Genomic DNA, 13307 nt, shown 5'->3' with positions numbered 1-13307 from the left:
AGAGGTCTACTCGTGAGAGAAAGACTGCATGAAGGGTTGCGCCTTCATGTGAACAAGAAAGACATATACAACTATAAGAATGTTAACAACCTCTCTAAATAGGGTAATGTGATTTTATCCGAGTGAAAGAGAGGTGATACGCATGGAATGAATGTCCATTGGGAAATTTGCTAAACTCTGAAATCCGCAATTTATATAAGTGACTTAATGACATCCGAACAAATCATTTATATCAATGTTCTAATGAGATTGTGAAAACCAAGCCATCTCGTATTGTAATGGAACATTTACATGTAAAAGGGTTGATGAAAAATAAACATCTGGCGAAGGCGGTAGCCGGGCAAAAGCTATATGAATTCAAACGGCAAATTCAATACAAATGTCAAAAATACAGAATTGAATTTATTGAAGCCGACAGATGGTATCCATCATCCAAAACTTGTTCTAGTTGTGGACAAATCAAATTCGATTTGAAACTGAAAGACAGATTATTTATCTGCTCTTGCGGATTAAAGTTGTATAGAGATTTGAACGCAAGCATTAACTTAGCAAATTATTCAATCTAAGGAGCTTAACTAAAAACTAACCCTTAGGTGTGTACGCTACGATACTGCAGAATTTAAGCCTTTGGAGAGTCATACAAAATGGCAGTAGCTTTTTGCGAAACCAGACTCGGAGAATAAGGAAGACACAAAACGAAATTCGAAAGAAATAAGTTGTGTCACAGTAGAGATGTTTACATTTTTTGAAGAAATGTATATGTTTTTCGTATCGGGAGAGGCTGGATCGGCTGGTGAAGCTCTATACGCAACTGTGAAGGGCGCCCAACATGCTTTTGTAAAGTCATATGCGAAAGAAGCGGCACTGTCACGTATTCGAGTTAATGCCATTGCACCTGGCTTTATAAATACCTCGATGAACAGTCATTTAAGTGAAGAGGAGCTTGACTATATTTTAGAGGACATTCCGCTAGGGATAGCTGGACAAACAACGGATGTTGCTAAAATGGTGCGCTTCTACCTTTCTGGAAATGCAGATTATGTAACGGGACAAGTAATTCGATTAAACGGTGGTTGGTACATATAATGTTCTTTTTTGCACATACTACATGTGTAAAGGAGGAGGAACAGTATGACTATCTTAGAGAACTGGCATAAATGGACATCGTTTTTAGGTCAAAATGTTATGCGAGCAGAATCTAGCGGTGTGCCATCGCAAATGATTCAACAAGCTGCTGTACAAATTGGAGAATATTTGGCGACAAATGTCGATCCTAAAAATGAACAAGAACGAGTGCTGTCGGATTTATGGGGCGTTGCCTCTGAAGAAGAAAAACACGCACTGGCGAATTGTGTCGTTAAACTTGTGCAAAATAAACCTGTACAGTAAAAAAAGAGGAGAGTGATCTCCTCTTTTTTCTATTTAATAAAGCAATTTCTGTATAGAAAAGGGAACGTATGTAAGCCTATTTAGGATGTTCAAAAAAAAAATAGTAAGTTTTTAAAAATAACGCTATAATTCCATGTATTCTAACTTTCCATTACATAAAAAATCAGCTATGATGGAACTTATAAGGGATTTTTTACGTTAACTAATAGGAAGGGAACGAGTGTGTTTGAGCGATTGGTACTTTGAATATGAAATTCAGGTGAATCGCCCTGGATTATTAGGAGATATTGCTTCACTTTTAGGGATGCTTCGTGTCAATATTATTTCAATAAATGGTGTCGATGAGGATCGACGTGGTATGTTAGTGCATACAGACAACGATGAGACAATTGAGCGTTTTCGTACAATTGTTTCGACAATGGAACATATTAACGTAACCAAATTTCGACAACCAAAACTCCGTGATCGTTTAGCCATAAGGCACGGTCATTATATTCCTCGAGATGCAGATGAAAAAAATACCTTCCGCTTCGTCCGAGATGAACTTGGTATTTTAGTTGACTTTATGGCTGAGCTATTTAAAAAAGAAGGGCATAAGCTCATAGGAATACGTGGAATGCCTCGAGTTGGAAAAACTGAATCGATTGTAGCGGCTAGTGTATGTGCCAATAAAAAATGGATTTTTTTATCATCTACAATGATTAAGCAGACTGTTCGCAATAAACTCGCTGGTGATGAATTCAGTGACAATAATATTTTTATATTAGATGGCATTGTAACACGTCGTTCATCTGATGAGCGGCATTTACAACTAGTGCGTGAAATGATGAATATGCCTTCCATAAAGGTCGTCGAGCATCCAGACATGTTTGTTCAGCATTCAGATTATAGGATAGAGGATTTTGATTATATCATTGAATTACGTCATCACCCAGATGAAGAAATTACGTATGAGATAATGGAAAAAAACCATATGATGTCCGAATCCAATTCATTTGGAGGATTTTAGGATTTAATTTTTAAATTGATGTTAAAGTAGGTGTTTTGAGTGGCAGAATTAGGGACTCGACTGAAAGAGGCGAGACTGTCTAAAGGCTACAGTTTAGACGATTTACAAGAAATAACGAAAATACAAAAGCGTTATTTAATAGGTATTGAAGAGGGCAATTATTCGATCATGCCTGGTTCATTTTATGTACGAGCTTTTATCAAACAATATGCTGACGCCGTTGATTTGAACGCAGAGGAAATTTTAGAAACGTATAAAAGTGAGCTACCAGGTACTCCAAACAATCAAGTAAGTCAATCGATGACGAATAGTCCAAGTAGAAGAAAAATTTCAAAAGGCCCTTCTACTAAAGTGATGGAGGCAATGCCGAAAATAATCGTTGGTTTATTTATCATTGTCATTATTGTAGTAATTTGGGTACTCATGCAGTCTAAAAATAGTGCAGTACCGAATGCTGGAGATGAGACGCCTCCAGAAATGCAATACGATACAAAAGCAAAACCTATAGATACAGAAAAAGATAAAGAAAAAGAAAATAAAAAAGCTCAATCAAATGACAAACAAGAGTCAACAGATTCAGCAAAGGATACACCTGACGAAACTGAAGAGGTTAAGCAATCGATTTCAGCAGGGACTGTTGAAGCGGATGGTGCTACAACTTCATATACGTTAACAGGTGCAGATACATTTAAAATACGTATCGAAGTATCAGGTCCTACATTTATCGGTATTCGAGACCAACAGCAACAAGAAATACTAACAGATACTCGTGTATATAATGCAGGAGAAGTAGTAGAATTTGACGCAACATCTCAAAATTATGCTCGTATCCGTTTAGGTAATTCAACGCAAGCCAAGGTATACATTAATGACGAGCCTTTAACGTATGCACAGCAAGCTGTAACGCAAAACATCGTCATCAATTTCAATAAAGAATAGTAGTCATCTAGTGATGACTACTTTCTTTCATCATGAAAGGTGTTAGAAAAATGAACATTCCAAATAAAATTACCATCTCTCGAATCTTACTTATTCCGTTCTTTGTCATTGTTATGATGTTTGATTTTGGCTGGGGAACAATGTCACTATTCGGTGCGGATATGCCTGTTCATCATTTTGTAGGTGCACTTATTTTTATTTTTGCTTCAGCGACTGATTGGGTGGATGGTTATTACGCACGTAAGTATAATCTTGTGACAACATTTGGTAAATTTTTAGACCCGCTTGCTGACAAATTACTAGTTTCAGCAGCTTTTATTTTAATGGTAGAGCTTAATATGGCGCCTGCATGGATAATAATTATAATTATTAGCCGTGAGTTTGCAGTAACTGGTCTTCGTTTAATATTGGCAGGTGAAGGAGAAGTTGTTGCGGCAAACCAGCTTGGTAAAATTAAAACGTGGGCCCAAATTGTCGCCATCGGAGCAGCACTTTTACACAATACAATATTTACACTTATTGGTATTCCGTTTGATACAATTATGTTATATATTGCATTGTTCTTTACACTATGGTCTGGATGGGATTATTTCTATCTAAATCGACGTGCCTTACTCGATTCTAAATAAGAGAGGTCTTGAGGATCATGAATGCTGAAATTCTTGCAGTTGGCTCAGAGTTATTGCTTGGTCAGATTTCGAACACAAATGCAAAGTTTATTTCTAGTCAGTTGTCCGAATTAGGGATAAATGTGTATTATCACACTGTAGTTGGAGATAATGCACAACGTTTAGAAGAAGCTATTTCCATTGCAGAGTCTCGTGCTGATTTAATCATTTTTTCTGGTGGGCTTGGACCTACTAAGGATGATTTAACAAAGGAAACGATTGCTCGTCATCTTGGCGTTACTCTTGAATTTGACGATATCGCGCTGACATATATTGAGCAATTTTTTGCAAAGCGAGGACGTCCAATGACGGACAATAATCGTAAGCAGGCTTTAATATTAGCAGGTAGTGAGGTGCTTGCAAACCATCATGGTATGGCACCTGGTATGATACTAACTAAAGATGAGCGTACTTATATTTTGCTTCCGGGGCCACCTAAAGAGCTTGAGCCGATGTTCCAGTTTGAAGCAAAGCCAAAGCTTAGTGCGATGTTAAATACTGGAGGGGTTATACTATCGCATGTTATGCGTTTTTATGGCATTGGAGAGGCAGAGCTTGAAGTACGTGTCCAAGCCATTTTAGATTCGCAAACAAACCCAACTGTTGCGCCACTTGCTTCTGACGGCGAAGTTACACTGCGTGTGACTGCCAAGGCAGAAACGGAGCAAGAAGCACAGCAGCTTATTGCTGCAAAGGTAGCAGAGATCCAAGCGCTTGTAGGTGACTATCAATACGGTATAGATGATGATTCTCTAGCCTCTAAAACAGTAGAAATGTTACTAGATAATCAGTTAACAATTTCTGCGGCAGAAAGTTTAACAGCGGGATTATTTCAGTCTGAGCTTGCAGAAATACCAGGTGTTGGGGATGCCCTAGTTGGTGGCGTTGTTACGTATACAGAAGAGGCTAAAATAAAGCAGCTCGGTATTTCTAAAAAATTATTAACTACACATGGGATTGTAAGCAGTGAATGTGCAGCAGCTATGGCTAGCGCTGTACGTGAAAAATTTGATACTAATATTGGTATTGGATTAACAGGTGCAGCAGGTCCTACAGCCCATGATCATCAACCAGTAGGGACGGTTTGGATTGGTATCGCAATTGGTGATGAGAAACCGATCACGTACTTACTTCATTTATCGGGCATGCGTAATACAAATCGACTGCGGGCTGCGAAATTTACTTGTCATTATTTAATGCAGCTTTTAGAAGAAAGAGGCTTTAAAAAACGTTAATTAATTTGCCCCGGCATAATATAGGTTCATCACCAAAAGTTGCAGATGACTTTTGGTAAAACGACGTCTACTATGTAAATAAGTTGGGAGACTGGACGCCCCTAGGAGAGCGCCCAGCCAGAACGAAAATCAACCACACGTTTTAGTGATGGTCCATAATATAGTTGAAAATAGAAATTTGGGTAATGGAAAGTTACCCAAATTTTTATTTTGAATAAAAACGAATAAACGTTCGCTTTTTTCTTGCGTCTTCTCTTAAAAACAAGTATAGTAGAGATAGAGAAAAACAGTGAACAGTTTTCGAAGGAGGAAAATGAATGAGTGATCGTAAAGCAGCCTTAGAACAGGCGTTAAAACAAATTGAAAAGAACTTTGGTAAAGGTTCTATCATGAAACTTGGCGAAAAGACGGATTTAGAAATTGCTACATCTTCAAGTGGTTCGCTAGCACTTGATGCTGCATTAGGTGTAGGTGGTTATCCACGTGGACGTATTATTGAAGTATACGGCCCTGAATCATCAGGTAAAACAACGGTTGCACTTCATGCCATTGCAGAGGTTCAGGCAAATGGTGGACAAGCAGCGTTTATCGATGCTGAGCATGCATTAGATCCAATATATGCACAAAAATTGGGTGTCAATATTGATGAGCTTTTATTATCTCAACCAGATACAGGAGAACAGGCGCTTGAAATCGCAGAAGCATTAGTACGTAGTGGTGCTATCGATATCATCGTTATTGACTCAGTAGCAGCATTAGTTCCGAAAGCGGAAATCGAAGGAGATATGGGTGATTCGCATGTTGGTTTACAAGCGCGTTTAATGTCTCAGGCCTTACGTAAACTTTCAGGTGCTATCAATAAATCAAAAACAATTGCTATTTTCATTAACCAAATACGTGAAAAAATTGGTGTTATGTTCGGAAACCCAGAAACAACACCTGGTGGACGTGCACTTAAATTCTATAGCTCCGTTCGCTTAGAAGTACGTCGTGCAGAAGCTATTAAACAAGGCAATGACATTATGGGTAACCGTACAAAAATTAAAATTGTGAAAAACAAAGTAGCACCACCATTCCGTACAGCTGAAGTTGACATTATGTACGGTGAAGGAATTTCAAAAGAGGGCGAAACAGTCGATTTAGGTGTTGAACTAGACATTGTTCAAAAAAGCGGTTCTTGGTACGCTTACGGTGATGAGCGCCTAGGTCAAGGTCGTGAAAATGCTAAACAGTATTTAAAAGAAAATCCAGCAGTGCTTGACGACATCGCAAATAAAATCCGTGCTTCTTACGGTATTGCATCTTCATCTTATACAATTGCTGCGCATGATGAAGAGGAAGATATGGATGATGAATTAAAGCTTCTTCTTGAAGATGAATAATATAAATGCATTGTTCCCACTCTTTATAGTGAGAGCAATGCATTTTTTTATTTTTTAAGGAAACTATAGATTTTTTGCCTGTGGATAAACTAAAGCATAGTCGGCGTCTAGGCTAAAACGCTACATCCTCGAGGTCGCTTCGATTCCTCGGGCAAAAGTGATGGAGCGTTTACTTTTGCTTCGGCCTCTCCAGCGCTTGTCGGATGTAAACGAGCGCATTTGCGCATTTGTTCTTTACACATACTGGGGAATGTGGTTGTATAATATTTGTTAGGATATCCATATATTTAGTGATGAAGGCAATTGAGCAATGAGTCGGCAATAGGAAGAGGTACCGAAGGATAGAATCAAAGAAGTGATAGATTGAACGTCATAAAGGGAAGTGGGGATCATATTTTCCTCACCGTAAATTTGATATAGCATCGGGAATAAATAGCTTCCACCAAAAGAAAATAATACTTCCTAAGTACTGCTTCTACGTATGAATATGAAAAGGTAAATTTAACGTTAGTGTAAAAGTAATAGGTAATTAATTCTCCTAATGGATATGACTGACTTTTTTTCTTTTGAAAGGCGAACAGATGCCCGACTATCCTTGACAGAGCTTGAGGCTAGCTATACAATTAAATATGTATAATTTCTGAATTATGACTTTAAATAGGCAGTACATTACATTTTGACTTCATTTTGGAAAGGCTTTTAAAGATCTCGTAAATGAAGTTGAAGCCTCTGGCAAATGGCAAGATTTTGAACAGACAATGATGCATAAGAACGTTCGCCTTAAAGCTTCGCATCCTGCGAAAACGGCTAACTAATTTGCATAGGTAAAACACCACGTCCAGTGACTTTACCGAATGACCGACATCGTTTCGGTCCTCGTGCATACTTGAACACAATTCAAAATCCGGGACATAATTATGCCAAGGTGAAATGAATGTATGCGCCGACTGAAACTGTATTACCCAAATAGCAAGAGGAGGTGTTCATATGGATGCAATTACTATCATCTCCGCTTTGCTTGGACTCATCGTTGGTGCCGCTGTTAGCTATATCTACATGAAAAAAGTGAATGACTCAAAAATCACTGGTGCTAAACATGTCGCTGAAACAATCGTTGAAGAAGGAAAACGAGAAGCGGAGGCATTGAAGAAAGAAGCACTACTTGAAGCCAAAGATGAAACTCACAAATTTCGTACTGAAGCAGAAAATGACATTCGTGAACGTCGTTCTGAGCTTCAGAAACAAGAGAACCGTTTATTGCAAAGAGAAGAGAATCTTGATCGCAAAGATGATGCTCTAAATAAGAGAGAAGCAAGTTTAGAGCGTAAAGAACAAGCTCTAAGCGAAAGACAACAGCATATTGAACAGATGGAAAGCAAAGTGGACGAGCTCGTTGCCTCGCAAAAAACAGAGCTAGAAAGAGTTTCGGCTTTAACTAGAGATGAAGCAAAAGCTATTATCTTAGGAGAAGTAGAAAAAGAGCTAGCAACTGATATTGCTGTGATGACGAAGGAAGCTGAGACACGTGCGAAGGAAGAGTCAGATAAAAAAGCGCGTGAAATTTTATCACTGGCACTACAGCGTTTTGCAGCAGATCACGTTGCAGAAACAACAGTATCTGTCGTGAACTTGCCAAATGATGAAATGAAAGGTCGTATTATTGGTCGTGAAGGTCGTAATATCCGAACTTTGGAAACGTTAACAGGTATAGATTTAATTATTGATGATACTCCAGAGGCAGTTATTTTATCAGGCTTTGATCCAATTCGTCGTGAAACGGCTCGACTTGCACTTGAAAAACTTGTACAGGATGGCCGCATTCACCCTGCTCGAATTGAGGAAATGGTGGAAAAAGCTCGTCGTGAAGTGGATGAACAAATCCGCGAAACAGGTGAGCAAACAACATTTGAAATTGGCATTCATAACTTACATCCAGATTTAATGAAGATTTTAGGCCGCATGAAATACCGTACAAGCTATGGACAAAACGTCCTAAAACATTCAATTGAAGTCGCATATTTAGCAGGCTTACTTGCTGCTGAACTTGGTGAAGATGTAGCTTTAGCTCGCCGTGCAGGCTTATTACATGATATTGGTAAGGCAATTGACCATGAAGTTGAAGGTAGCCACGTCGAAATCGGTGTGGAATTAGCTACAAAATACAAAGAACATCCGGTCGTTATAAATAGTATTGCTTCTCACCATGGTGATACTGAAGCAACATCTGTTATTGCCGTGTTAGTAGCTGCAGCTGATGCGTTATCAGCAGCTCGTCCAGGTGCTCGAAGTGAGACGCTTGAAAACTATATCCGTAGACTTGAAAAGTTAGAGGAAATTTCCGAAAGCTATGATGGTGTAGAAAAATCCTTTGCAATTCAAGCTGGTCGTGAAATCCGTATTATCGTACAACCTGAAAAAATAGATGACTTGGCTTCACATCGCTTAGCGAGAGATATCCGTAAGCGAATTGAAGAAGAACTTGATTACCCAGGCCATATTAAAGTAACGGTTATTCGTGAAACACGTGCCGTAGAATACGCAAAATAATTGTCATACAAAAAACGTCTTTTACTCAAAATAGAGTAAAAGACGTTTTTTTATAGTTAAGGAAACTATAGATTTTTTGCCTGTACAATACCTAAAGCGACCTCGAGGATCTAGGCTAAAGCGCTACATCCTCGAGGTCGCTTCGTTTCCTCGGGCAAAAGTGGTGGAGCGTTTACTTTTGCTTCGGCCTCTCCAGCGCTTTTGCGCTTTTTTCTTAACTTGGTTGTGTGTAAGCTACTGTCATATTTACCGTGAAAATAGGCATATATACAATAAGTGCCTTTATTTATCAGCAAAAAAAATTCTACTAATAATAATTTAAATTGGTGAAAAACAGTTAGGTGATGAATTGGAATGGGGAGATGATAGAGCATGGTTGATACTCACAGTCATTTATTATACGGAGTTGACGATGGACCACAACAACTTTCAGAGTCATTGCAATTACTAGAACATGCTGTGATGCAAGGTATAACAGCCATTATTACGACCCCTCATGCCAAGCACCCCATGTACGATGTGCCATATGAAATTGTATTACATCAAGTACATACTTTACAGCTAGAAATAGAAAAAAGAGCATGGCCAATCAAACTATTTCCTGGACATGAAGTGCGCATTAATGAAAATATTTTAAAGTCAATCACAACTAAACAGCTTCATACGTTAGCAAACTCAAACTACCTTTTACTGGAATTACCTTCAGAAACAATCCCTTTCTATTGCAAGGAAATTATTAGGTTATTAGTTGCATCGGGTATTACACCGATTATTGCGCATCCTGAGCGAAATGGAGCTATTCGACAAAACGTAGCGCTCCTTGAACAATTCATTCGTGATGGGGCATTAGCACAAATTACGGCAGGTAGCATTGCTGGGCATTTTGGCAAAAAAATTCAACAATTTGCAATGGATTTAATAGAAGCAAGACTTGTTCATACGTATGGTTCAGATGTCCATAATATATCTACAAGACCATTGCTTTTTGAAGCTGGGTTAGATTACTTGGAGAAAATGAAACAGCTGGATATGGTCGACCTTTTTCTTGAAAACAATGAACGTATTTTAGAAAATAAGCAGCTATTAATTGCGGAGCCAATCGTAAAAAGTGAAAGAAAATGGTGGCATCTTTTCACAAAATAACATACGAAATGAAGCTATAGTGAGGGTGATGAAAGTGCGGTTTTTTATCCTAACAATATGTATGAGTGTATTACTACTCACCAGTGCATTATCTTATGAAATATCTATACTAATTTACTTTACTGTCTTTTTTTCCATCTTTCCGATCATCCTTTTTATTTATAATCGCAGCGCAAATATTCGCAGGATGTATGTGAGCGATTTATTTTTCTATTTATTTATTATTTGTGGGCTAATAAGTGCTTTAGCCAATTCTGATATGGAATCACTTATGAATATTGTATGTATGCTTACGATGTATATAGGGTTATCGATTATATATAACTCTTTTCAAACAGCTACTTTACATGTGCTAGCTATTAGTATTTGTCTCTCACATCTCATTATTCTTCTCTTATCTTTTTTCATGAATCGAGTTGTTTTCAACGCATTTGCGGGGATTTATAGCAACCCGAACATGATGGGATTGGCCATGACATTATTAGCAGTCGTATTACTAGCTGGGACTATTCAATATTTTCAAGGTGTAAAGAACAAGGTTCCTATCGTAGTTCTAGTAAGCCTATTCTTTTTTGTTTTTTATATTATTTTACTAACTCAAAGTAGAACGGCTGCCATCACCGTACTAACCGCTGTCATAATGAGTATGGTCTTGTTAGCTATTCAAAACGCTTCAAATATTAGAAAAGTGGGCGCACTCGTAACGGTTCTATTTGTACTAAGTGTGGCATTCATTTTTAGTCTAAGTAAAATTCCGATACTAAATGAAGCGGTTCAAAAAATTGTAGGGAAATTTCAGCAGAAATCGGCTGATCTATCTGATGGACGAATGGCTATTTGGCAAAACATCATAAAAGATTCCACATTATTTGGCCATGGAGAAAATTATCATGTTGGACAATTGGACGCACATAATACCTTTATCGCCTTATTAGCTGAGTATGGTTGGTTGGCCGTTACATTTTTTCTACTATTCGTAGCAGCATTAGTATGGAACGCATTTTCTTTTGCTAAAAAACAAGTTAAGTATACGAACATGCTACAACTATTACCGTTTTTAATACTTATAACCTATATTTTACTTTCAATGACGGAAATTATTATTTATACAACACCGATAATGATTGTTTTATTTGTTCTTTCCGGAAATTCATTTACCCATCATAAACTCGCACTCAATAGGTCAAATATGAATAAAGCGTGAAATTAATAGACAGACCATTATAAATGAAAATTAGCAGTTGTAAGAAGGGGGAATCATCTATTTGAAGATTGGATTTGTCAACAACGGAAAATCATTTTTACCAGAAATCTCAGCCTATGTAGCATATTTAAATCAGCAGGATAATATAGAAGCCAGCACCATTTTAACAGCGGAGATAGATGAAATTCCAAAAACTAATATAGATTTAATATGGAAATTTCCTGGTTTAGATATAAAAAAACATTCAAGAGAGACAAAGATTATTCATGAATATAATTCGTTATCAACTGGTCATTTTCCGATGTTGAAAAATTTTGTAAAAAAGACTTGTAATGTTAAACCACATGGTCGCGTATTTTTGAATGAACTTGTGGAAAAGGATTTTAAGATGAAGGACAATGTTCCCAAAATTCATCGAGATATGGGAATATCAAAAGACTTTTTCATCAAAACATCAAAAAAAGAGTACGACTTTGTATATGTCGGCGCAATGGGAACTGAAAGAGGTACCGCTGATGCGCTAAATCCCTTTACGACAACTTTAAAGGATAGAACGATTTTATTAATAGGAAATCCAACAAATGAATTATATAAATCTTTCAAAGACTATAATAATATTATCTTTTCAGGATCACTTCCTTACCATGAAGTTCCTCTTCTAGCGTCAAAGGCTGAATACGGCCTGAATTACATGCCTGATGTGTACCCTTTCAATTTACAAGCTTCAACTAAACTCCTTGAGTACTGCGCATTAGATTTGAAAATTGTTACGACCGATTATCCTTGGGTCAACAATTTTGAACGGAAAACACAGGGACACTTTTTTAAATTACACCGAAATTTATCAAATTTTACGATGGCAAACTTAAATAGCTTTGAATTTGTGACACCAGATGTTAGTTATTTAGAGTGGAGCCTATTGTTAGATAGGGTAAAACTGATGGAGTTTATTAAGTTAGTAATGAAATAGTTTGATATGTGATATGCCGTTAATTTATTTGGATAACAGAAAGGAAATTGTATAATGATTCCTAAAAAAATTCACTTCTGTTGGTTTGGCGAAAATCTTTATCCGCAGGTAGTTGAAGCGTGTATTGCCTCCTGGCAAAAATTAATGCCTGACTATGAACTAATTGAATGGAATGAAAAATCATTTGATATTCAATCCAATCAATTTGTACAAGAAGCCTACGAATCTAAAAAATATGCTTATGTAGCTGATTATGTAAGGTTATATGCCCTATATACACAAGGTGGCATTTACTTGGATTCAGATGTAGAAGTTGTGCAATCGTTAAACCCTTTTTTATCTCATCAAGCATTTACTGGCGGAGAAAATAGTGATACATGTGTAACCGGTACAATGGGGGCTGTAAAGGGGCATCCATGGATTAAGTTACTGCTAGATTATTATGAAGATAAAAGCTTCTATACGGAACAAGGTCAACAAACAAATACTGTTATCATTACAGATCTAACGAGACAAAGGTATGGATTTACAGAGTCCAACCAACATAGGCGATTGGATGACGACCTACACATATATCCATTTGAATATTTCTGTGCAAAGGACTTCGAATCAGGAACGATTAACCAAACTGTTAATACTTTTACGATCCATCACTTTAATGGTTCATGGTTGTCAGAGCAACAAAAAAAACGACATAAAAAAGTAATGCGTTATAAATATGCTATCAACAAATTATTTGGACCGAATGCTTTTGATCAGTTAAATAAAACACGAAAAAAATTAAATGGTATCAAGATTTTCGAGTAAAAATGTAATCCATA

12 protein-coding genes and 1 pseudogene are annotated in these 13307 nt (G+C 37.3%); all 13 read left to right on the top strand.

Annotation, left to right across the window (positions count from 1 at the left end; all coding sequences use genetic code 11):
* Window positions 1-170: 170 nt before the first annotated feature.
* A pseudogene (locus ABNX05_RS10720) lies at window positions 171-566 on the top strand (RNA-guided endonuclease InsQ/TnpB family protein); the annotation flags it as partial.
* Window positions 567-759: 193 nt separating this feature from the next.
* Window positions 760-1086 carry an SDR family oxidoreductase gene (locus tag ABNX05_RS10715; protein WP_349659714.1) on the top strand — a complete coding sequence of 109 codons (327 nt, stop codon included), beginning with the start codon at window positions 760-762 and terminating at the stop codon, window positions 1084-1086.
* Window positions 1087-1131: 45 nt separating this feature from the next.
* Entirely contained in the window at window positions 1132-1389 is a 258-nt protein-coding gene (locus ABNX05_RS10710) for a DUF3243 domain-containing protein (protein ID WP_079560524.1), read from the top strand.
* 226 nt (window positions 1390-1615) lie between these two features.
* A complete protein-coding gene (locus tag ABNX05_RS10705) occupies window positions 1616-2398 on the top strand; it encodes a DUF3388 domain-containing protein (RefSeq protein WP_197141989.1) in 783 nt (260 codons plus the stop codon).
* Window positions 2399-2437: 39 nt separating this feature from the next.
* Window positions 2438-3337 carry a helix-turn-helix domain-containing protein gene (locus tag ABNX05_RS10700; protein ID WP_349659713.1) on the top strand — a complete coding sequence of 300 codons (900 nt, stop codon included), beginning with the start codon at window positions 2438-2440 and terminating at the stop codon, window positions 3335-3337.
* Window positions 3338-3387: 50 nt separating this feature from the next.
* A complete protein-coding gene (gene pgsA, locus ABNX05_RS10695; RefSeq protein ID WP_197141993.1) occupies window positions 3388-3966 on the top strand; it encodes a CDP-diacylglycerol--glycerol-3-phosphate 3-phosphatidyltransferase in 579 nt (192 codons plus the stop codon).
* Between the two features lie 17 nt (window positions 3967-3983).
* Window positions 3984-5240, top strand: coding sequence for a competence/damage-inducible protein A (locus ABNX05_RS10690; RefSeq protein ID WP_349659712.1), 1257 nt, complete (start codon window positions 3984-3986; stop codon window positions 5238-5240).
* Window positions 5241-5557: 317 nt separating this feature from the next.
* Window positions 5558-6622 carry a recombinase RecA gene (gene recA, locus ABNX05_RS10685; RefSeq protein ID WP_349659711.1) on the top strand — a complete coding sequence of 355 codons (1065 nt, stop codon included), beginning with the start codon at window positions 5558-5560 and terminating at the stop codon, window positions 6620-6622.
* A gap of 987 nt (window positions 6623-7609) precedes the next feature.
* Window positions 7610-9169, top strand: coding sequence for a ribonuclease Y (gene rny / locus ABNX05_RS10680; RefSeq protein WP_349659710.1), 1560 nt, complete (start codon window positions 7610-7612; stop codon window positions 9167-9169).
* Window positions 9170-9541: 372 nt separating this feature from the next.
* A complete protein-coding gene (locus tag ABNX05_RS10675; RefSeq protein WP_349659709.1) occupies window positions 9542-10312 on the top strand; it encodes a tyrosine-protein phosphatase in 771 nt (256 codons plus the stop codon).
* 271 nt (window positions 10313-10583) lie between these two features.
* Window positions 10584-11516: an O-antigen ligase family protein gene (locus ABNX05_RS10670; protein WP_349659708.1), complete on the top strand. Its 933-nt coding sequence runs from the start codon at window positions 10584-10586 to the stop codon at window positions 11514-11516.
* Between the two features lie 61 nt (window positions 11517-11577).
* Window positions 11578-12486 (top strand): hypothetical protein, encoded by a 909-nt coding sequence (locus ABNX05_RS10665; protein WP_349659707.1) that lies wholly within the window; start codon window positions 11578-11580, stop codon window positions 12484-12486.
* 54 nt (window positions 12487-12540) lie between these two features.
* Window positions 12541-13293: a glycosyltransferase family 32 protein gene (locus ABNX05_RS10660; protein ID WP_349659706.1), complete on the top strand. Its 753-nt coding sequence runs from the start codon at window positions 12541-12543 to the stop codon at window positions 13291-13293.
* The last annotated feature ends 14 nt before the right edge of the window (window positions 13294-13307 follow it).

The sequence above is a fragment of the Lysinibacillus zambalensis genome (assembly GCF_040183165.1).
GTDB lineage: Bacteria > Bacillota > Bacilli > Bacillales_A > Planococcaceae > Lysinibacillus > Lysinibacillus zambalensis.
The sequence above is the reverse complement of the archived record's forward strand: the minus strand, read 5'-3'. Positions and strand labels throughout refer to the sequence as shown.